This window comes from Kitasatospora mediocidica KCTC 9733, from assembly GCF_000744225.1.
Lineage (GTDB): Bacteria > Actinomycetota > Actinomycetes > Streptomycetales > Streptomycetaceae > Kitasatospora > Kitasatospora mediocidica.
The window spans coordinates 903,840-924,255 of sequence record NZ_JQLN01000006.1; the positions used below are offsets into that span (position 1 = coordinate 903,840).

At 71.0% G+C, this 20,416-nt stretch carries 19 protein-coding genes; 14 read left to right on the plus strand and 5 right to left on the minus strand.

Features of this window, described 5'->3' with window-relative positions:
- Positions 1 to 75 precede the first annotated feature (75 nt).
- Positions 76 to 849: an ATP-binding protein gene (locus BS80_RS30385; protein ID WP_051967385.1), complete on the minus strand. Its 774-nt coding sequence runs from the start codon at positions 847 to 849 to the stop codon at positions 76 to 78.
- Entirely contained in the window at positions 846 to 2,369 is a 1,524-nt protein-coding gene (locus tag BS80_RS30390; protein WP_408607449.1) for a Mu transposase C-terminal domain-containing protein, read from the minus strand. The genes BS80_RS30385 and BS80_RS30390 overlap by 4 nt, the downstream gene beginning before the upstream one ends.
- Before the next feature lie 154 nt (positions 2,370 to 2,523).
- On the opposite strand from BS80_RS30390, the gene BS80_RS30395 reads away from it, so the two are divergent.
- On the plus strand, positions 2,524 to 2,787 hold the full coding sequence (locus BS80_RS30395) for a hypothetical protein (protein WP_035803980.1): 264 nt from the start codon (positions 2,524 to 2,526) through the stop codon (positions 2,785 to 2,787).
- Position 2,788: 1 nt separating this feature from the next.
- Here BS80_RS30395 and BS80_RS42110 read toward each other — a convergent pair whose 3' ends face one another.
- Both BS80_RS42110 and BS80_RS30405 read right to left on the minus strand, forming a co-directional pair.
- Positions 2,789 to 5,989 carry an AAA family ATPase gene (locus BS80_RS42110; protein WP_035803981.1) on the minus strand — a complete coding sequence of 1,067 codons (3,201 nt, stop codon included), beginning with the start codon at positions 5,987 to 5,989 and terminating at the stop codon, positions 2,789 to 2,791.
- Positions 5,986 to 7,236, minus strand: coding sequence for a metallophosphoesterase family protein (locus tag BS80_RS30405; RefSeq protein ID WP_035803982.1), 1,251 nt, complete (start codon positions 7,234 to 7,236; stop codon positions 5,986 to 5,988). Before BS80_RS30405 ends, BS80_RS42110 begins: the two co-directional genes overlap by 4 nt.
- Positions 7,237 to 7,358: 122 nt before the next feature.
- Between BS80_RS30405 and BS80_RS30410 the strand changes: the two genes are divergently transcribed.
- From BS80_RS30410 to BS80_RS30455, 10 genes are all read left to right on the plus strand, one after another.
- The gene (locus BS80_RS30410) at positions 7,359 to 8,180 is read left to right on the plus strand and encodes a hypothetical protein (RefSeq protein ID WP_035803983.1); all 822 of its coding nucleotides are present in this window, start codon (positions 7,359 to 7,361) and stop codon (positions 8,178 to 8,180) included.
- A 51-nt stretch (positions 8,181 to 8,231) separates the two neighbouring features.
- Positions 8,232 to 9,371 (plus strand): hypothetical protein, encoded by a 1,140-nt coding sequence (locus BS80_RS30415; protein WP_035803984.1) that lies wholly within the window; start codon positions 8,232 to 8,234, stop codon positions 9,369 to 9,371.
- Entirely contained in the window at positions 9,368 to 10,834 is a 1,467-nt protein-coding gene (locus BS80_RS30420) for a hypothetical protein (protein ID WP_035803985.1), read from the plus strand. Before BS80_RS30415 ends, BS80_RS30420 begins: the two co-directional genes overlap by 4 nt.
- A complete protein-coding gene (locus tag BS80_RS30425) occupies positions 10,831 to 12,159 on the plus strand; it encodes an AAA domain-containing protein (protein WP_035803986.1) in 1,329 nt (442 codons plus the stop codon). Before BS80_RS30420 ends, BS80_RS30425 begins: the two co-directional genes overlap by 4 nt.
- A gap of 394 nt (positions 12,160 to 12,553) precedes the next feature.
- Positions 12,554 to 13,501, plus strand: a complete 948-nt coding sequence (locus BS80_RS30430) for a hypothetical protein (protein ID WP_035803987.1) — start codon at positions 12,554 to 12,556, stop codon at positions 13,499 to 13,501.
- A gap of 75 nt (positions 13,502 to 13,576) precedes the next feature.
- Complete coding sequence (locus BS80_RS41270) at positions 13,577 to 14,506, plus strand: hypothetical protein (protein ID WP_035803988.1); 930 nt, start codon at positions 13,577 to 13,579, stop codon at positions 14,504 to 14,506.
- Positions 14,503 to 15,531: an ImmA/IrrE family metallo-endopeptidase gene (locus tag BS80_RS30440; protein ID WP_035803989.1), complete on the plus strand. Its 1,029-nt coding sequence runs from the start codon at positions 14,503 to 14,505 to the stop codon at positions 15,529 to 15,531. The genes BS80_RS41270 and BS80_RS30440 overlap by 4 nt, the downstream gene beginning before the upstream one ends.
- 149 nt (positions 15,532 to 15,680) lie before the next feature.
- Complete coding sequence (locus BS80_RS30445) at positions 15,681 to 16,697, plus strand: nucleotidyltransferase domain-containing protein (protein ID WP_035803990.1); 1,017 nt, start codon at positions 15,681 to 15,683, stop codon at positions 16,695 to 16,697.
- Entirely contained in the window at positions 16,682 to 17,188 is a 507-nt protein-coding gene (locus tag BS80_RS42115; RefSeq protein WP_198045654.1) for a hypothetical protein, read from the plus strand. The genes BS80_RS30445 and BS80_RS42115 overlap by 16 nt, the downstream gene beginning before the upstream one ends.
- Complete coding sequence (locus BS80_RS30455; protein WP_157536687.1) at positions 17,185 to 17,781, plus strand: hypothetical protein; 597 nt, start codon at positions 17,185 to 17,187, stop codon at positions 17,779 to 17,781. The genes BS80_RS42115 and BS80_RS30455 overlap by 4 nt, the downstream gene beginning before the upstream one ends.
- Positions 17,782 to 17,925: 144 nt before the next feature.
- On the opposite strand, the gene BS80_RS44190 is transcribed toward BS80_RS30455, so the two are convergent.
- Entirely contained in the window at positions 17,926 to 18,282 is a 357-nt protein-coding gene (locus tag BS80_RS44190; protein ID WP_408607444.1) for a helicase associated domain-containing protein, read from the minus strand.
- A gap of 79 nt (positions 18,283 to 18,361) precedes the next feature.
- Between BS80_RS44190 and BS80_RS42125 the strand changes: the two genes are divergently transcribed.
- The 3 genes from BS80_RS42125 to BS80_RS41275 all read left to right on the plus strand — a co-directional run bounded on the left by BS80_RS42125 (position 18,362) and on the right by BS80_RS41275 (position 19,779).
- A complete protein-coding gene (locus BS80_RS42125; RefSeq protein ID WP_198045656.1) occupies positions 18,362 to 18,583 on the plus strand; it encodes a hypothetical protein in 222 nt (73 codons plus the stop codon).
- 50 nt (positions 18,584 to 18,633) lie between these two features.
- On the plus strand, positions 18,634 to 19,263 hold the full coding sequence (locus BS80_RS42130) for a MarR family transcriptional regulator (RefSeq protein ID WP_063772104.1): 630 nt from the start codon (positions 18,634 to 18,636) through the stop codon (positions 19,261 to 19,263).
- 348 nt (positions 19,264 to 19,611) lie between these two features.
- The gene (locus BS80_RS41275; RefSeq protein WP_157536688.1) at positions 19,612 to 19,779 is read left to right on the plus strand and encodes a hypothetical protein; all 168 of its coding nucleotides are present in this window, start codon (positions 19,612 to 19,614) and stop codon (positions 19,777 to 19,779) included.
- Positions 19,780 to 20,416 lie beyond the last annotated feature (637 nt).

Consider the following 20,416-nt stretch of genomic DNA (forward strand, 5'->3'; position numbering starts at 1 on the left):
GTGCTCGGCCGTTCCCCGGTGAGGAGGGCTGGTCGCGGCGGCATCGAGCGGTGCCGCCGCGACCAGCCGCAGCGGCTACATGCCGCCGATCCTGCTGTAGACCCAGTTCACGAGGTCGTCGTTGATCTCGGTCAGGTTCATCTTCTTCATGCCTTGTTGCAGGTGCTTGGTGACGGTCGCCCAGTTACGGAAGTTGCCGTGTGCGGCGGCGCGGTCGATGTCGCGGATCAGATCCGGTCGCACACCCGACCACATCCGGTGGAATGCCGGGAGGGTGGCTGTGACCTCGTCCTCGGGGATGCGCTTGAACTTCTGCCAGATGAAGATCCGTGAGGCGAGTATCGGCTCCCGTTTGAGGACCTTGTAGCAGTTGTCGCCGCCGGCGAAGATCACCGCGATGTCGGTGTGCCGGTCGTCCCACAGGTGCCGCCAGTACTCGAAGGAACTGCGGCCCATCCACTGTGCCTCGTCGCAGACCAGCACCCGGAATCTTTCGGAGAGGGTCTCCTTGAGGAGCGTGTCGAACTCGATCGGCCTGCCCGGGGGCTCTCCGGGCAGCCCGAGGACCTGGAACAGGCCGTAGCGGATGTCGCGCACAGTCGGCCCCGAGCGCAGCTCCAGACGGACGGTGGTGTCCGGGGCGAGTTGGCGCAGTGCTGAGTTCACGGACATCGTCTTGCCGTGGCCGGCCGGCCCGAACGCGCACATCATGGCCTTCGCCTCGATGGTGGCCTCGATGTTGTCCAGCGTGGTCATGAGAGCGTCGGTGGCGACCAGGTGCGCGTCCAGGCGGTGGATGTGGTCGTCGGCCTCGGCCGGGAGCCTGCCGCAGCTCACGCTGTCGATCACTGCGTCTCCTCGTGATCGGCCGGCGGGACCGGGGTACCGCCGGGTGGCAGCGGGCGCGCCCAGCCTTCGGGAACGGCCCGGTGCGGGACGTAGGTGGGGTTCGCCCGCTTGTACAGGTCCAGGGTGGCTGTGCCGGCGAGCCCCGCTTCGGCTTCGGCTGCGGTCAGCGCCCCCAGGCGCTGGGGCGGGCCCGCGACGGTGACGGCCTTGAAACGGTCGCGGCGCAGCCGCGCCGCCGCTTTCAGGTCCGCGCGGAGCTGGCGGGCCTTGGCAGTGCGGGCGTTACGCAGCGCGCGGACCTGTTCGGTGCTGGCGGCCTCGGACAGGTGCGCGGCGCCCAGGTGCTCGCCGTGGACGTCGAAGACCTCGATCGTGGCGTTGTGGTGGGGCAGGTGGCGGAGCGTCACCTTGCGCCCGGCCTCGCCCACCATCCACGGGGCGATGTAGTGGCGGCTGCGCCACTGCACGCCGTGGGTGGTGATGACCCGGGTGCGGCCGTCGTCCTCGAGCCCGAAGTGCGCCAGCCGGCCGTCGGGGACGTCGTGCAGCGGAGTGGGGTCCGCCAGCCATGCCTCCATCGGGGTGCGGCTGGCGAGGTCCTTGGGCTTGTGTTCGGTGTTCCACCAGTGGACCCACTTGAGCAGCAGTTCCACGAACGCCTCGAAGGTGAGCGCCGGGGCGTGGGGGTCGACGGTGCGTTTTCCCGGCAGGGTCTGTTGGTGGACGTAGTGCGGGAGGGAGACGAAGAACATCTCCTCCACCGCGTCGTTGAGCGCTTCGATGGTGCCCTTGAGGTGCGGCTTGTAGGCGGGCAGGTCGACGACGGGGACAGCGAACGCGCCGAGGGCCGATGTCGTGGTGTGGCAGAGGAATTCCTTCCCGCGGTCCACCCGGACCAGGCCCGGCAGACCGCCCGCGGGGCCGAAGGGCTCCGAGCGGTCCAGGGACGTGCGCAGGGCCGCAAGCACCGCGTCCCTGCTCGCCGCATGCGGGGTGATGGCCGCGCCCTGAACGACCTTGGTGGCGCAGTCGATGAACCAGGTCACCCAGGGCTGTGCGAGCTCGTCCTCCACCCACACCCGCACGGGCACGCACTTGTGGTCGCCTTCCCAGGCGGCGTTGCGGTGCTCGGCCGGTCGTTTGCCGAACACGTCGAAGGCCCGCCGGGCGCTCTCCCCGCGGGCGAGCCCGGCCCGGTACCCGGGGGTCAGATCCCGTCTCAGCGCCCGGTGGAGCGTTGCCAGGGACGGGGCCGCAGGAAGCTTGGGGTCGGCCGAGGCCCGCTGGTCGAGCTCGCGGTGCACGGCGGAGGCGTTTCCGCCCCACAACACCAGCAGCCGCCGGATCTCTGGTGTGACGGCGAACCGTCCTCGCGCCGCGGGCTCGGTGCGGCCGGTGGCCCGCGCCTGGGCCAGCCACCGCCACACCGTCCGCTCGGAGCACCCCAGCGCTTCGGCGGCCAAACGTACGTGGGCGCTGGTCAGCTCGCCGCAGGCGTCGAGTGCGAGCAGGCGCGGCACCGAGGCGGGTCGGCCCGCGCCGCGGGTGAAAACAGGTCTGGTGACGCCGGAGGCGTCGCTGGGGGAGTTGCTCACGCGGTTGGGCTCTTCCTTGATGCCGACGGGTGGGGGTGGCAGGTCTCGACAGCGCGCCGGACGTGCGTGGTGTCCGGCAGTGGTGGGTGCGTCGCGCTGCGGGCCGCAGCCGTTCGTCTACGTGGCCACCGAGGCCTCGCGGGAGCGGTCGCGCGGCGCGCCCGGCGCCCTCCCGGCGGCCCGCCGGGGCGGGGTGGCGCCGGTGCCGCTCGGGGCGCCGTGTGGCGGGGCGCTCGCCGCAGGCACCCCGGAGGCCGCCTTCCTCACCGGGGCCGGGCCGTCAGACGCGGCCCCGGTGAAGCGCGGTCGTCCTCACCGCCGCCAGCCGACCTGCGATGTCTGACTCAGGCGTGCTCCAGCATCTGCCTGATCTCGTTTCGGATCAGGTTGTCGCGCTCCTCGGGAAGCAGCCAGCGGGCCACGGACGACGACCCTGGAGTCTTCCTTCGGACCATCAGGACGTCGTTCACCGCTTCGGCCACCGGAAACAGGTGGCTGATGACGGTGACGGACCTGTCTCCCGTTGCGCTCTTGCGCAGCACCTGCAGGGTGTCGTTCAGTCGGACGGAGTCCAGCGAGCCGAAGCCCTCGTCCAGGAACAGGCTCTCCAGCTTGTGAGTGGAGCTGTGGAGTTCGACGAATGCGAGCGCCAGGGCGAGCGACGTCTGGAAGGACTCCCCGCCGGAGAGCGTGCCAGATCTGCGCTCGAGGTTCGTGTTGACGTCCACGACATTGAATTCCGCGGTGAACCTGTAGGTCTGCGCGGACAGCGTGTGGAGGATCCTGCTGCCGTGACTGAGCAGCAACGCGGTGCGCCGATCGGTGAGGTAGGCCAGGAACCGCCCGTCGGTGAGCTGGTCGCTCACGGCCTTCCAGACATCGACCTGCTGGTCCGCTGCCTCCAGGGCGGCGGTCAGCGCATCGGCGTAGGGGATCTGGGACCTCGCCCTGCGAAGGTCGGCCTTCGTCCTTTCGTGCGCGGCCTCGGCGTCGCTGGTCTTGCGGCTGAGCGGGTCGAGGGCAGCGGGCGCCAGCAGCTCGCCGTCCACCGGCACCGGGAATCCGGGGTCCGGGTCGGCTTCGGTGGCCTCCGCGCCGGCCTCGCGGACGAATTCCTCCTCGAACGCGCGGACCTCGGCCAAGGCCTGACGCGCGGCCTCCTTCACCTCGACTGTTAAGCCCTGCCCGAGCGAGGCCAAGGCGGCGACGAAGGTGTCGACGAGGTCCAGGTCACTGCCGTCCGGAACGGGCGGCAGCTCGAGGGCGGCCGGGTGGCCGAGGAGGCTGTGCGCGTCCGCGGCCGTGTCCGCCCACCGCGCCAGCTGGCCGACCAGTTTCCGGGTCGGAGTGTCGACCGTACGCTGACGCCGTCCGGCGAGCGCCTGCCGGTCCTGGGCGTTGGCCGACATGGCATCCCGGGTCTCCTCGTGCTCCCGCGCCGTCGCCTCAAGCCGAGCCAGGCGCTGCGCCGCAACGTCCTGGGCACAGGCGATGTCCTCGAGGCGGGGCAGCTCGTCCGGGCCGATCTGGACGGGACGGACGGGCGACGGGATCGCGGCGATCTCTGCCAGCAGCGCCTGACGATCGCTCTCAGACTGCAGCCGGGCCTTGTCCAGGCGCTTGCGTTCGAGCTGGAGGCGGCTGCGCCGCTGCTTGAGGTCGGCCCGCGCAGCCTCGTTCGCGGTCTGCGCCGCGACGCACTCCGCCTGGGAGGCCTTCAGCGCCGCAGCGCAGTCCATCTCCGCCTCGCGCAGCGGCTGGACCATCGAGACCACGGCGGCGGCGATCTGGGAGGGGGTTTGCGGGGTGCCCCTGCCGAGCTCGCGTGCCTGGGCCGACACGTCCCGGCGCATCGTGTCCAGCGTGGCGCCCCCGGCAGGATCCGCGCCGGCCCGCACCGCCTCCACCCACCCCTGCACCTCCAGCAGCGCCGCTTCCATCCGCTCGTCCGCCGCCAGGTACTGGCGCCGGTGCGTCTCGGCGGCCTCGACGGTGGTGTTCAGCCGGGAGCCGGACTCCGCGTGCGCGATCGTGCCCTTGTTGAGGGCCGCCATGTGCTTGCTGACAGCGCGCTTGGCCCGGCCCAGGGCCGGGCCGTCCGACGGCTCCGGCGCGATGAAGCCCTCGCCGAGGGGCCGGACACAGACCGGGCAAGCGTCGCCCGGGGCCAGGTGCGCACCGGCGGTGTGGGCCGCCTCGCTGCGCTGCAACACCACAAGGGCGTCCTGAGCCGCGTCGTAGGAGCTGCGCAGCCCGGCCAGCTCCTCCTGCTGGCTGGCGCTGCGAGCACGCAGGTCCTCGGCCTGCCCGAGCATGGCGTGCTCCGACTGCCGGTGCCCTGCGGCGGTGGAGGCCTCCTGCAGGGCCGCCCGGAGACCGTCCCGGACCCGGTCGGCGTCCGCACGCATCTCGGCGACGGCGCGCTCGTCCTGCTCGGTCGCCGCCCGCAGAAGGACCGCGCGCTCCTCACCCTGCGCGAGCTCCTGGGCGGCGGCCGCGTCGTCCTGCTCCTGCTCGCGGTGTTGGAGCTGTTCCTGCTCCAGACGCTTGGCCCGGGTGCTCAGGTCGGTGACGCGGTCGGGAAGGGGCGAGAGCACGGCCAGGGCGGCGGACAGGGAGCGGACTGTGACGTCCTCCAGCGCGCCTGCGTCCAGGGCGGCCTGCGAGGCCGCCAACTGCAGTACCAGGTCGGCCTCCGTGCCCTTGAGGACGAGCTCCTCGCCGTCGAGGCCCTCCTTCACCTGGGTGAGTGCGGCCATGGTGGCACCGGCGTCAGCGACGCGGCGCTCCCGCAGCGACCGGGCCGCCTTCTCCAGGGCGGACCTGCGGTGCGCGCACTCGACGGCGCGGATCTGGGCACCTCGCAGACGGTCGAGCCGTTCGCGACGCTGCCGTGCGGTGCCGAGGGTGCGTTCCAGGTCCCGCTCGGCGCGGGCGGCGCTGGCACGTGGATCGTCCAGCAGTCCCTTGCGGGCCTTGTGGGCGGTGAGGATGCTCCCGTTGAGCCGGTCGATCCGCGTGAGGATGTGCTTGCGTACGCGTTCCAGCTCGGTGATTCCGAAGATGTTCCGCAGGATGAGGGTGCGATCGGCAGGGGTGGCCTTGAGGAGCGTGTTGAAACGGCCCTGGCGCAGCATGACCGTGCTGACGAAGCCTTCGCAGTCGAGTCCGATGATCTGGGTGATCGCCCGGGTCACCGCCCGCGTGTTGTCGACCGTGGCGGCGGTCCCGGGAACCACGGGCTCGAGTACGGCCTGCGGGTCCTTGCGGTTCGCGAAGATGGCGCGCCGCGCCCGCCAGGCGACGCCGTCCACGGTGAATTCGACGGTGACGGTCATCTCTTCACAGCCGTTGCTGATCAGCTCGTAGCCGGCCGCCCCCCATGAAGTCCGCCCGTACAGGGCGAAGATCACCGCTTCGAGGAGCGAGGTCTTGCCCGCGCCGGTGTTGCCCAGGACGGCGACGAGCCTTTTCCCGGTGAAGTCGATGGTGCACTCGTCGGTGTAGCTGCGCAGATTCTGGAATGCGAGCCGGTTGACCTTCACGGGGCCTCCGTCCAGGTGTGCTCCAGTGCGGCCTGCAGCATGTCCTCGGCCGGTGACGGCGGCGGTGTCTCGTGGTCCACCTCGGCGAGCAGGTTCGCGAACGCGGCGACGGCGGCTTTCACCGTGCTCTCGCCCAAGTCCTTCCTGGTCTCCATGTAGGCCCGCAGGGACTCGGGGAGGTCCGGTTCCTCCTCGGTGCCGGCATCGACCACGGCCCCGGGAGCGGCGACGACCGCCGGTACGGCGTTGATGAGGATCGCCTTCGGGACGATCTCGGCCACCCTGCCTGCCAGCTGCGGATTCGGTTCCTCGTCGATGATCACCGCCTTGAGGAATGCCCCCTCGTACTGGGGTGCCATGGCCCGCAACTCCTCCAGCGTTCCCTCGAACTTGGCCAGACGCCTGCCGCTTGTCAGCCGCTGGGTCCTGACTCGAACGGGCCGTCCGGGATCGGCGTCGACGATCACGACGCTCTTGACTTCGTCGGCCTCGCCGAAGTCCAGCTGGAGCGGACTGCCGGCGTAGCGGGCCGGACCGGGCGCCCCGGCAACGGCCTGCGGAGCGTGGATGTGCCCCAGCGCCGTGTACGACACCGCCGGAAGGTCCGCGGCGGCGGTCGCGTAGGCCGCGTCGATGTCCACGGAACGCTCGCTGTAGGAGGGCTTCGACCCGGCGACGAACACATGGGCGGCGAACACCAGCACGTCCCGGTCGCGGTCGTAGCCCTCGCGCAGACCGGCTGTCAGTTCCGCCTGCACACCGCGCATCGCCGCCGCGTAGTCGGCGTACGTCACCCCGAACACCGAGGCCGGCTGCCAGAACCGGTTGGGATGCACATACGGCATCACGGCCAGGCGGATGCGCTGCTCCCCGCCGCAGGCGTCGAAGGTGAGGACGCCTCCGTCGTCCGGGGCGCGCAGCCGTTCGACGAAGAACAGTCCCCGGCCACGGTCCGGGCCGCTGACGTACGACAGGAACTCGAAGCACCCGGGGGAGTCGTGGTTGCCGGCCAGCACCACGGTGGGTGCGACGGCGGTCAGTTCGTCCAGGACGCGCATGGCGCGCAGCATCTCCCGGGGCGTGGGGCGGGAGTCGAACAGGTCGCCGGAGTGGACGATCAGGTCCGGTTCGCTCTCGCGGGCAATGTCGGCGATTTCGGCCAGGACGGCATCGAAGTCCTCCTCGAGCGAGTGCCGGTACAAGGTCCGGCCCAGGTGCCAGTCGGAGGTGTGGAGCAGTCTGCTCATGCCTGCATGAGCCCTTCTGTCTACGAAAGCCCAGTGAGCACTCTTGGTGCTAAGGTCGTGACGGACTGTACATGAGAATTACGGGGCGCACAGGAACCATGGCTTACTGTTAGCATGCGTGGATGCATGAGCACTTGGACGCTCTTGAGGCCCACATGCAGCGCCTGCAACACGCGATGCGGCAGGCGCAGGAGCAGCACGACAGCGCCCAGCTCACCACCCTGCGCCAGGAACTCCAGCGCACCCAGAGTGCCTGGAACGCACTGTTCACCCCGGGCGGCGAACCCCAGTGGACCCAGCCGCCGTCCCCGCCGCCACCGGCCCCCGAACGCACTTGGGGGGACGCACCCGTCCGCGAGCAGGTCCAGCAGGCACTGGCCCTGACCGCCGTCCCCACCGCCCCCAGGATCCTCAGCGAGGTCCACGAGGCGTTCTTCTCCCGCCCCCTGAACACAGCCCGTCTGACCACCCTGCGCCGCGACGAGGAACGGTCCTTCCGAAACGCCCCCTACAGCCGCACGTACTACGTGTGCTCCGCCCTAACGTTCGACCTCCTCTCCCCGGCCCGAGCCCTCCTCGCCCTGAGCACATGGCCGCTGGAACAACGCCTGATCGGACCCCTCACCCACCGCGTCAACTTCCTGACCTCCACCATGCACCTCGCGGACGCGGCCGAACGCCTGCCCGGCGACGCCCCCCTGCCCGCCACCGTCCAGCAGCTCCTCCTGCGCTGCGGCCGCAACATCCCCGACTACCCGGTCCGCGGCCCGCTCGACCTCGACGCACTCCGACGCACCGCCGCAGCAGAGCTGGCGATCCACGCCGACGACGACGCCGACACCCGCACCGAAGCGGCCCGGCGCGCACGAGACCAACTCGGCGACGTACAGCAGATCTTCGGCAGCACCCTGCACGACGCCGCCCGCCAACGCCGCACCTCCTGACACGTCCCCCGGCAGCACCGCTCGCCGTGCCCCGCTCCATCGAGGAAACCGGTGAACCCGCTCGACGCACAACTTGACGCCCTGCGGGGCTCCCGTCCGCCCGTCCCGCACAACGCCCGAACCCTTGCCGCGCTGACCGCAAACCCCGGCTGCGACCGACGTGCCCTCCTGGACGCAGCCGGCGTCGACAAAGACGCCCTCGCCACCCACCTGGGCCTGCCGCGCCCCCTGCGCAGCAGCCGACTCGCGCTCGACCACGCAGCAGCCTTCGAGCACCGGGTCACCGTCCACGGCGGCGCCGAACTCGTCCGACTGCTCCGCAAGACCCTCGGCCTCACCATCCCCGAGGTTGGCTACGACGACGTCAACAGCGTCGGCAGCGACAGCCCGTCCCCCCTGCCGCTACGCCATGCCCACACCCGGTCCCGCATCCTCAGCGCCGCGAAGGGAACCTCCGCCCCCCGCACCCTGCTGGACCATCCCGTGCTCCGGCTGACCGTCGCCGGCCACCAGGTCTACCTGGAGCCCGACGTCGTCGCCTTCCAGCACCACGGAACCTTCCACATCGTGGAGATCAAGCCCTTCGCCGTCATCGACGGGCAGGCCGACAGCGCCAAACTCACCGCAGCAGTCACCCAAGCCGCAGCCCACGTACTGGCCCTGCAAGAACTCCTCGCCGACGAGGACCTGCCCCCAGAGCGCGTCAGCGACTCCGTGATCCTGGTCAACCCGCTCAACTTCTCCAACCGGCCCATTGCGACACTCGTCAACGCCCGCCAGAAGATCAAATCCCTCAGCCGGCTTCTCGGCAGACTGCGGCGCCTACCCGAACTGCTGGACCGCCTTCCCCCCGGAACCACGTTCGACCTTGCCGCCGGCCCGGACAACACCCCGACCCGGCCCCACGGCGAACTCACCGACGCACTCGCCGCCACCCGCCCCCTCTACACCCCCGGCTGCCGCCAGCACTGCGACCTCGCCTTCTACTGCCGCAGCGAGGCACGCAACCGGGGCACGACCGGCGCCCTGGGAACCAAGGTCCGCGACGACACCGCAGGAATCGACACCACCGCCACGGCGCTGGCCCTCACCGACGGCCACCTGCACCCCTCACGCGACCAGGCCGACATCACCCAGGCCCTTCGACACGCCCACCGCGTCCACGCGGACCTCCTGGCAGGCCTCGCATGAGCCTGCTCGCCTCGCTCCTGCGCATGCGCGCCGCCACCACCGGCAACGCCGTTCCCACCAGCCAACTGCGCCACCTGCACCTTAGCGACCGCCCCCTGATGATGCTTCCCCTCGAACAGACCGGGCCGGCAGCCCGACCCCTGGCGGTCATGCTCGGCACCGACCCGCGCCACCCCCAGCTCCTGGTCGCCCCACCCTCAGGCAGCACCGCCCCCATGCTCGGCGCCCTCGCAGCGACCGTCACCGCCTACATCGACGAACACCAACAGCGCAGCGAGCAGATCCCCGCTGGCACCAACCGACCGGCACGCCGGCGCTACACCGACGCTCCCCAGATCCTCGTGCCCAACCCGAAGACCGTGGCGTACCTGGACAGGCTCGGACGCGACCTGCGATTCCGCCCCGCCGACACCGACATCCCCGCCCAACACGGCGTCCCGCGCCTGGGACAGTGGCTCACCCACTTCGCCGACCGCGCCGAGATCCCCGGCTCCTGTGCACTCGTCCCCCTTACCGGCTTCCTCACCATGCACTGGATCACCGGCCAGAGCCCGCTCGAGGACGAGGACCTCGCCCTCCTGCTGGCCTGGATCGACCCGCCCCGTGACGCCGCCTCAGGCCGCGACGCCGCACTCGCGGCGGAACACCCGGACACCCACCGCCCCGCAGGACCGGCCACCGACGCGAGGTTCGACACCGAGCAGCTGGCACCCCTGTTCGAGCAGTACGCCCGCACCACGGCACAACCCCGCGCCCTTCAGGACCTCGAGCGGCTGCTGGCCCACTACCTGCAACCGACGTGGGACCTGATGTGGCAGGCCTACACGCTGCTCCACGCCCTGCCCGAAGCCGACAGCACCGCGCGCCGCTGGAACAAGGAGCGCAGCGTGTTCACCGACTTCAGCACCTACCTGATCCAGGACGGACGCCCCCAGGCAGCCCGCGACCAGGCCGTCAGCGCCGCCGTCGGCCTGGCCCGCAGAGAAGAAGCCACGGCCGCCTTCGACGCCGAACGCGCGATGGACGACCCGTTCGCAAGGGCGGAACTGCGCACCGCAGGACGAGCCTTCGCCGGGACGGTCACCACCGTCGACGCCGACCGCTGTGTCCGCCCCAAGGCCCGACGGCAGTGGCGCCCCATGCTCACCGTGTCCACCACGGACCCGGTGAGCATGGAGCCCGGTCAACTCCTCGCCTGCCACGCGCACCGCAACGCCCGCTACAAGATCTGCGACATCGCTCCCGGCAGCGCAACCACCCAGGTCCAGCTGGAGATCACCGCCGGGATGGGCCCCGAGTCCCGCCCTAACTACAACGTCCTCCCCGACCCCGGCGACCTGCTCACGTTCACCGCGGCACCGGACCACTACCGGCTGCCGGAGTTCCCGCCGCGGAACCAGACACCCTGGACCCACGGCGGCCCCCCGGCCGAACACCCCGACCACGAAGGGGAGGAACGGTGAGCCCCGCCCCGCCGCAGGAGGACGCCGACCGGGCCACCCGCGCCGTCCTCGATCAGCTCCGCACCCTGACCCAGCGCGGACTCGTCGTCGACTCCCCACCCGGCGCCGGCAAATCCTCCTTGGTGGTCCGGGCCGCCGCCGACCTCGCCCGGACCGGGGAACCGTGCGTGGTTATCGCCCAGACCAACAGCCAGGTCGACGACCTCGTACGGCGGCTCGCCCAACACCACCCCGACCTGCGGATCGGCCGCCTGACCGCACGCGAGCACATCGTCCCGGCCGACCTGCCGGCCCTCCCCGGCGTCGACGTCAGCGACTGCGTCCAGGACTTCACCGACGCCCGGGTCATCGTGGGGACCGCGATGAAGTGGACGACCGTCACCGACTCCCCGTGGCCGTGGGCGATCATCGACGAGGCCTACCAGATGCGCTCCGACACCCTCCTGCGCCTGGCCGCGCGCGTCTTCGACAGGGCGCTCTTCGTCGGAGACCCCGGCCAGCTCGACCCCTTCTCCGTCGTCGAGACCCACCGCTGGGAGGGCCTGACCCACAACCCGATGAACAGCGCGGTCGCCGTCCTCCTCGACAAGAACCACGACCTGCCCGTCCACTCACTGCCCGTGTCCTGGCGCCTGCCACCGTCAGCCGTGTCCGTCATCAGCGACGCGTTCTACCCCCTCAACGACTTCCAGGCCGGAAGCCCGCCCGAAGCCCGCACCCTCACCTTCCCCGCGCTCGGAATGCGCAGCCATCTGGACGCCGTCGTCGAACACGCCGCCCGAACCGGCTGGGCCCTGCTGGAACTCCCGGCCCGCTTCACCCACCGCCTCGACACAGAAGCCTTCCACGCCGCCCTCGGCCTCGCCGAGCGGCTGATGATCCGCCGCGCCACCGCCACGTGCGAAGACCACCCCCAAGGGAAGGAACTCGAACCGGGCGACCTGGCCATCGGCACCGCACACCGCGACCAGGCGCACCACATCCGAGCACTCCTGGCACATCACCACCCCCGTCTGAAGGGGGTCACCGTCGACACCGCCAACCGGCTCCAGGGCCGGGAATTCGCCATCACCCTCGTCCTGCACCCCCTCTCCGGCCGCAGCGACGCCTCCGCCTTCCACCTGGAAGCCGGCCGCCTGTGCGTCCTCACCTCACGGCACCGCCACGCCTGCATCGTCGTTGCGCGCGCCGGCATCCCCGAACTCCTCGACGCCCACCCCTCCGATGACCCCATCCACCTCGGAGCCGCGTCCAAGATCCCCGACGGCTGGGAGGCCAACCACACCGTCCTCGCACACCTGGCCCAGCACACCATCCGAGCCTAGGAGACCACCGACTGCGCCCTGCAGTGCTCCACCACCTCGGCGATCTCCACACCGACCATCGGCCTTCCGCGGATCCGCGAGACGGTCCGCACGTCCGCGGACGCGATCCGACCCCGACAGGTCCACCCACGGCGCCTCGACCCGTAGCCGGCCGCAGACCACCAGGAACCGCGAACGTCCCTGCCCCGGCAGCCCACACTCTGGAAGCACTCGCGCGGTCGCGCCTTCCTGTCCGTGCCTCAGGCTACGCTCGTACCAAGGCTTTTCGAATCCGCGGGGCTCGCTCCGCGGTCGGCCTGGTACGCGCATGCGGGGGTGCGCAGCACAGTGGCTCCGGCATTCGCGCGGGAGCTGTGCGTCGATCCCCGCCCGCGGGGAGGGAGGAGCCGGCTCGGTGACCGATGAGGCGTTCGAGGAACTCACTTCCACCGGCGAGGTGGGACCGCACACCCTTGAGCTCCTTCGACGACTCGGGCGGCAGGCCGCCCACTCCCTCGGCGTACCCCCGCCGGAGGACTACTCCAAGTGGGACCAGGACGCCGTCGACGACGTCCTCGCGCAGATGCTGGACCGCGAGGATAGTGAGACCTTCATCGTGGGCTGCGTCATCCAGGCAACCGATCCCGCCTCGCTGGAACGCCTCTTCTTCGCCTCGATCCGCTACTTCCTGATCGACCAGGCCAAGATGACCGACCGCGGCAAGCTGCGCCGGCGCTTCGCCAGCCGCCTCACCAGCGACTCGCGGTTCGTGCCGGTCCAGATGGCGACGTCGCCGGGCTGGACGATGGCGGCCCATCCGGACAAGGCGGTGTGGCAGGGCGACCTGGACGAGCTCATCGACGTGGCCTACCGGGTCCGCGACGTTCGGCTAGTGCGCTGGAACACCTCCGGACCCACCCCGGCCGACACCGTGCACGCCATGATGGCGGTCCTGACCGCCGTCCTCGACACGGCAGGGGGAGCGGTCCGGGAGGAGGACCTCGCGAAAGTCCTCGAAGCCCGCTTCGTGCTCCTGCAGCCACTGACCTCGGTACCGCTGTTCGCGAGCGACGGCTCGACGGCGGTCGACGCGGCGGCGCCGGCGACCGACGTGACGGTCGCCGGTCTGCACGACCGCGCGCAGCAGATCTGGGACAGCATGACGCCCCAAGAACGCGACGTGCTCCACTGCCTCCACCGCCCACCGAAGGTCGCCGCAGCCGTCCTCGGCGTCGGCCCCGCCCAGACACGCGCGATCATGGACGGGTTGAAGGAGTCACTGCGACTGGCCCTGGCCGACGACGACGCCGCACAAGACGTCCTGAGCGTGCTTCTCCAACACACAGGCCAGACGCCCTCATGATGGGCGGTGCAGTCATGTCGTCAGTACCAAGTGGAAGAGGCCAACGGATGCGGCACGGGAAGGGAGGCGGAGTCCATGGGCGAGGCGTTGAGCACTCCCTTTGAGAGGCTGAGGGCCGCCGCAGCAGGCCTGAAGGTCCCCGAAGCCGTGCGCGCCACCATGGCCGCACCCCCGAGCGACCCGATCCCCGGCCAGGTGTGGCGCGCAGCATGGCAGCGCACCGTGCTGATCCTCACAGTCCTCGACGTCGCGGAAACCCATGTGACGGCGATCCCGACCTCACTGGACGTGCGCTACCACGACGACACCACCCTGCTGCTGCCGAAAGACAGCTCGACCCTCCAGCAGCCCCTGGCCCTGTGGTACGGCCTGCGGGAGGACCTGCCCTGGTGCGTCCTGGACCGCCAGGTCGCCCAGGTGGCCGCCCCGCTGCCCGCGCAAGCCCCCACCACCGCCGCGAGCCCGCCCCCAGACCACCAAGCATGGGGCACCGCCATCCCCAGCCCCGCCGCGCCGGCGGCCGAGTACCGCGCCGCCCTGTTCGACAAGACCGCCGACCTCGCCGAAGCTCACTGGGCGCCCGGCGGATCCGGTGACCTCTCCGGGCTCCTGGTCGGCCACGGCATGACCACCCGCATCCTCACCGAACTGCTGTCCATCACGCCCGACCAGGCGCTGGCCCTGCGGCGCGGCCAGATGCCCGTCACACCCGAACAGGCCGACATCCTGGCCCCGCGGCTCGACCTGACCACAGACGCGGTCCTGGACGCGAACCCCGCCCTGCCCCAGGAACTGGTCCACGAACTGAGCCGACCGGTACGGCGCCCGCAACTGCGCGCCCTCGCGAGCCAACTCCGACTCACCGAGTACCAAGTCCGGACAGGCGCAGCCTTCGGCTCCTACACCCTGGCCGCCCGCCAGGACCCGGGCGCCGGCCCCGCCCCCGACTGGCCCGCACGCGTCGACCGGTACTTCCAGCTCTGCCTGCAGGAGAAGAGGCCGTGAACTACATACGCGCCGCCGCAGCACGCGACCAGGCCACACGAATGATCGAGGCCCTGAACAGGCTGCGCCCCGGCGCCACGGACAGGTTGGCCGACAGCGCCCTGGCGGAGATCTCCACCTGGGCCGGCTTCGACGTCCGCGAGATCTCCGAGAACGAGAGCGCCGCCGGCTGCAGCGTCGCCGGCGCCTACCTCCCCGGCCCGCCCCCGGTCGTGGGCGTCGTCAGCTCCCGCAGCCACGCCCGCCGCGACTTCACCGGCCTGCACGAACTGGGCCACCACCTGCAACGCACCCAGATCGACCTCATCGACGTCCTCGAAGAACAACCGGACCAGGGCCTGGAACTCGAGGACGCCGCCTGCGACGCCTTCGCCGCAGAGATCCTCCTGCCCGACACCCTCGCGGCCGCCCACCTCGGCACGGCCGGCCCCACCGCCGCACAGATCTGCGACCTGTGGCGCGCCAGCAGCGCTTCCCGCATGGCCGCCTGCGTCAAAGCAGCGCAGCACCTCCCGGCCCCCGGACACATCCTGCTCCTCGACACCGACGGGCAGCTGGTCTTCGCCGCCTCCCGCGGCCTGCCCCGGCCGCGCCGCGGCAGCGACCAGTCCACCGCCGCCGTCCTCGACCGCGCCCTGGCCAACGGCCACCACCGCACCGAAGGCCGCACCCGGCTGCGCTACCGCGACGGCATCCGCGGCGACGAGCTCTACGTCCAGACCACCGACATGGGCGGCTACATCGTCGCCGTACTTGTCACTGACCAGGCACCCTGGAAGACGTTCTCACCCCCCGCCCCCGACCAGGGACCGCAGGCCCCGTGGCGGGCGTGCGGCTACTGCGACCACGACTTCCGCTCGTTCGAGACCGCCTGCTCCACCTGCCGGGCACCCAAGTGCCCCGAGTGCGGCCAGTGCGACTGCCCGCCCAGGGTCGCCGCGCGGACCTGCCCCGGATGCAACCTCCTCCAACCGCCGGCGATGTTCGACCCGCCCGCGGCCACCCACTGCCGCGACTGCTCCTGAGCACGACCGGAACCGCTTCTATCACTACCGGCGAGTTACGTCGTCTGCCTCGGGTGAGGGCCCCGCTGCGGGACCCGCGCACAGCGGCACCCGACGTCGGCACGGGCACCAGACCGCCGACGCCGACAGGAAGCGAGCCAGATGGCCCCATGAACACCACCAAGTCCGCGTTCGCGGACCTCGACACCGCCCTCAACCTCGACCCCGACGAGCGCGCCGCCGCCCAGAACCGCCACCAGGCGGTCACCACCACGCTGCGCACCGCCAGCCTGATCGAGGCCACCTTCCTGCAGGGCAGCTTCGCCCGCAAGACCATGCTCAAGCCCCTCAAGGACGTCGACATGGTCATCGTCCTGCACCCCGCCGTCGCCGAGGAGCACGCGCTCACCGCACCCGGCGGCGCAACCCGCGCCATGAACCTGATCCGCCGCGTCGTCGAGCAGGCCTTCCCCGGCGCGCGCTTCGACGTGGAGGACCGCCCCGCCCACGCCCTCCAGGTCACCTTCGCCGACCTCGACTTCACCTTCGACCTCGTCCCCGCCCTCAACGACCCGGGCACCGAGGACGTCTTCATCGCCAACCGCGAGAGCGACGCCACCACCCCCTGGGAGCGGTCCAACACCCGCACCCTCAACCGCGTCATCTCCGAGCGCAACCGGGCCACCGGCGGCCGCTTCGTCCACCAGGTCCGCATGCTTAAGCAGCTGAAGAAGGACCACCCGCTCCTCGACGACACCTGCGGCCTGCTCTGGGAAGCCTTCGCCTACCGTGCCGTCACCGCCGCCACGGACCACTCCGAGGCCCTGGCCGCCACCCTCGCCCACGCAGCCCAGGCCGTCGCCGGCCCGGTCCACGACCCGACCGGAGTCGACGACCTGACCGCCAAGTGGACACCCGGACAGCGCGCCGGATACGCCCAAGCCCTGCGCACCGCCGCCGACCAGGCCGCCGAGGCACGCCGCCTCGAACAGGACGGCGACCACGACGCGGCCATCGACATCTGGCACACCCTGATCGGCGACGCGTTCCCCGCCAGCCCCGGCCAGACCGCAGCCGACGCCCTGCGCGCCCTGGCATCCGGCAGCATCACCTCCACCGGCCGCGCCGTCACCTCCCAGCGCGCCCAGCAGCCCGCCCGCCCGAGCCGGTCATGGCGTACGCGCTGACCCAGGCGCTCGCCGATCCCGCTGCGGCCGCCCACCACCTGCTCCACGACGCCCCGATCTACGGCGTCGAGCAGGCCAGCGGCCGCAGCGGGCCCGGCGGCGCCGCCATCCTCGATCTCACGCTGCGCCCCCTGCCCGCGCTCGCCGACGACGACTACCCCGTCGAGCACGCCCGCGTCGTCATCCTGCCCACGCTCGAGGTCCACGCCTTCCCCAAGGCCGGCGGCCAGCCGTTCAAGCACCGCAGCCCCTACCCCTTGAATGACCTGTGCCTGCAGTACCCGAACGACGACGCCGCGCTGCGCTGGATCCCCGAGGACGGCCTCGAGGCGCTCGTCACCCTGATCCACCGTCACCTGATGTTCGAGGAGGCCTGGCGCCGCACCGGCACGTGGCCGGCGGAGGACGCACCCCATGGACAGCCGGGCCGCGGAACCCACCCCGTCACGACCACCGACCTGAGACGCGAGGCCCGCCGATGGACCCGATGACCGTGTACCTGGCCGCCGGCCCGGCGCAGCAGAGCACTCTGACCACCGTCGTGCTGGCCCTGCTGGGCTCCACCGTCGTGGCCGGCGTCATCGCCCACATCCTGACAGGGCTGCGTGCCGGCGCCGCCGCGCGCCGCGATCGCTACGCGGCGGCAGTGCGCGTCCTGGTGGCCCGGATCGAGTACCCCTACCGCATCCGTCGCCGCACCGACAATGAGCCCGCCACCCTGGCCGCGCTCGCCTCCACCGGGCACGACCTGCAGGAGCGCCTCGCCGAGGCGCGCGCCTGGATCGCGGCGGAGAGCCGGGCCATCGGCGAGGTGCTCGACACCTGCCTCACCGAGCTCGATCAGCCCTTCAAGCAGGCCTGCCAGGACGCCTGGTCCTCCCCGGCTGTCAACGGACCGGAGCAGATGAACCTCAACGGGTTCGGCCTGGGCAACCAGCAGGCCCTGATCAGCCGCATGGAGTTCGCCATCGGCTACCGATTCGGCCTCGGACGCCTCATGCCCGGCTGGCTGGTGCTCCGGCGGCTGAAGCGCCACGGACACTCGCCCTCACCCGGCCTCGCGCACCCCGCACCGGGCAGCTGAGCACCAGGACACCCCCGGGACCCGGCGAGCCGGACGGGCGCAGCGAGACCCTGCCCAAACCGCCACCCCGTCCCGGAACCGGCGGCACAGACCCGGAGCGCGGCAGAGAAGCTCTTCCGATGGCAGGCGGGGTCTTGCCCAACGTCACCCTTGACGACGTCGAGCTGGGAAAGCTCGCCACTGCTTGTAAGAACCTCTTGCAGTTCGCGGAACGACGGTACGAAGCGCGCTCAAGCGGCCAGTAGGTGCCTTGCGGGGGCTGCCAGATGCCATAGGCAGCCCCCGCAGTACTTCAGCTGCTCCAGACCACCTGAGAGCCTCCAACTGCCCGACCTGCTCCGCGCTCAGCTTGGCCCGGCGTGCTTGTTGGTTGTTGAGCCAGGTACCCAGGGACAGGCCCTCCTCGGTCTTGTGGGTGCGCGGGACCCGGGTGTGGCCCTCGTGCTCGACGAAGGCCACCAGCGCCGCCAGGTGATGGCCGAACCGGTCGGCGCGCAACACCTTCGGCCGGGCCGGGCCGCGGCCGCTGCCCGCGCGGCGGCAAGCTCCTGGGCTTCCTCGATCCGAGCACGGCCAGCAGATGCTGCTGCTCCTGGTCGAGGTCGGCGAAGCTGGCCCGCTGCGCCCGCATCCACCGACCGAGCTGCTCGCCCTCGAACTCGGTCTCCACCGCCAGCGAAGCCCAGTCGACCCGGCCGTCGGACTCCAGCCACCACTGATGGTCTGCATGGGAGTGGCAGCGATCGTTGGTCATCTCGCTGTCACTGGATTCTGGCTGCTGAGGGCCATGGTTCATTCTTGACCTATGGTCAGGGAAGTGGTGGTGTTGGCCGTATGACAGGACCTGTTCGGATGACTCGCCCGACGGTGGAGGTTTTGCGCCTGCTGTTGGCGACCTCGGCGCACGAGCCGTTGTGGGCGGCGAGGATCAGCGAGCGGGCGGCCCTGGGCAAGAGCACGGTCTCACAGATCCTGACCAGACTCAGCGAGCGGCAGTGGGTCGTGCTGCGCCAGGAGCAGGGCTCGCACCCGGGCCGTCCGGCGCGGGTGCTGTGCGAGCTGACGCAGCAGGGGCGTAGGGAGGCGGAGACGGCACTGGCGGTACGGGGCGCGGATGATCAAGGGGCCCCCGTGGCGCTCACGGTGGCTGCCGACCAGACGACCCGTCAGGGCCCGGCACGCAAAGGAGATTGGACCCACGGGCTGCACCACCTGATCCGCCTGCCCGACTTCGAGGCACTGCGCCAGGCCGCGGGGGACCGGTCGCAGGGCGTCTCGGAGACTGCCGCAGTGGAGCGCATGGCCATCCTGCGGGAAGCGCTCGGTGCGCTCCAGGCCCTGAACAGGCTGCTCACGAGAGAGTTTCTCGCTCGCAGCGCCGTCGGCCCCACCCGCAAGGAGGAGCACTGGGACCTCATGAACGACTTCCTGACTGAGGCGAGTGAGATCTCCAGTAAAGCTCTGGGCGCTCACAACTACTGACACCTCCCGCAAGCCGGAGGACGGCAGGTGTGACGAATTCCCAGGTCAGCTACATGCAGACCATCACTGCATCGACTGCGGCGAGATCCCCGATCAGGAGAGCACTTGGGAGTACGGCCCCGGGGGACAGGTCGAGTGGACCCGCCGCCCGGGTGGCTGCTGTTGGCGCTGCCACCAGGCCCGCGAGGACCGCCTGGAACGGGAGGCCGAGGAACAGCTGGAGGCCGCCCGGGCGGCGAACGCCGTGCTACGGCCGTGCTGGTCGTGCCGGGGCTCGATCGGGGGGAAGGAGGGTTCGGAGCTGGAGCTGACCGAGACGGCCCGGCCGGACCGGCTGGAGTGCCCCGAGTGTGTACTGTACAGGCCCGCACCGCACGGGACTTGGGCCCGCTGATGCTGCCGGTCCCGACCAAGCGCGAGCTGGTGGCCGCGTTGGTCTCCGCCCCGGACGATCCGTGGTGGGAGGCGCGCGTGCTGCACGCAAAGCTCTACCCGGCGAGGGGCCGTGGGGTGTGACCTGTTGGTGGTTGTGGGCGTGCTTTGGCCTCTCCTGCTGGGTTGTCTGGACCTTTGGTTGGTCCTGTCGGGAGGGTGCGCGGGGTTGGTGTCGCCTGTGCTTCGGTGACTCTGTGTGGTGGTTGATGAGATTGGGAGTGGGGGCGGCTGGGGTTGGCCGGGTGGGTGGCTCTTTCTGGGTGTGGTTCGTGGTGGTATTTCGGTTAGGTGGTTTTGCTGAATCGCTCGGTGTGGTTTTCTTGATTCGGGTTGGAATGGTCCGGTGGAGGCCCGTGACGGGTTCCGGTGTTCGGTTTGTGCCGGGGGTCGGCCGGGCCGTCCTGCTGCCTCGCCGCTGCCGTCTCGCCGTCCGGGCCTGCCGCCGTCCGGTCCGCCGGCCTCGGCGGCTCCCCGTCGCCCGCTTGCCAGCCCTGCCCGCCGTCCGGGCCGCCCGGGTTGTCCCGCCGCCGTCTCGGCGCTGCTGTGTCCTGGGTGTCGGTGGTGTTGGGCGGCTTGGTGCTGGGTGGCCGTCAGGCCGCCCTGGAGGGTGTGGGGGAGGGTTGGTGGCCGGGGTGTGGGTGCTGTCGTATGGTGTGACGTGGGCGGATACCCCTCAACCCCTGTCTGTGGTCCGGGTGCGACAGGGTGCCGGGGTGGG

What these genes read in the sequence shown, in the direction of transcription:
- BS80_RS30445 (WP_035803990.1), top strand. Translation starts at nt 15,681, where the DNA reads ATGAACACCACCAAGTCCGCGTTCGCGGACCTCGACACCGCCCTCAAC.
- BS80_RS42115 (WP_198045654.1), top strand. Translation starts at nt 16,682, where the DNA reads ATGGCGTACGCGCTGACCCAGGCGCTCGCCGATCCCGCTGCGGCCGCC.
- BS80_RS42130 (WP_063772104.1), top strand. Translation starts at nt 18,634, where the DNA reads ATGACTCGCCCGACGGTGGAGGTTTTGCGCCTGCTGTTGGCGACCTCG.
- BS80_RS30410 (WP_035803983.1), top strand. Translation starts at nt 7,359, where the DNA reads ATGCATGAGCACTTGGACGCTCTTGAGGCCCACATGCAGCGCCTGCAA.
- BS80_RS41270 (WP_035803988.1), top strand. Translation starts at nt 13,577, where the DNA reads ATGGGCGAGGCGTTGAGCACTCCCTTTGAGAGGCTGAGGGCCGCCGCA.
- BS80_RS30455 (WP_157536687.1), top strand. Translation starts at nt 17,185, where the DNA reads ATGACCGTGTACCTGGCCGCCGGCCCGGCGCAGCAGAGCACTCTGACC.
- BS80_RS30420 (WP_035803985.1), top strand. Translation starts at nt 9,368, where the DNA reads ATGAGCCTGCTCGCCTCGCTCCTGCGCATGCGCGCCGCCACCACCGGC.
- BS80_RS42125 (WP_198045656.1), top strand. Translation starts at nt 18,362, where the DNA reads ATGCTGCTGCTCCTGGTCGAGGTCGGCGAAGCTGGCCCGCTGCGCCCG.
- BS80_RS30405 (WP_035803982.1), bottom strand. Translation starts at nt 7,236, where the DNA reads ATGAGCAGACTGCTCCACACCTCCGACTGGCACCTGGGCCGGACCTTG.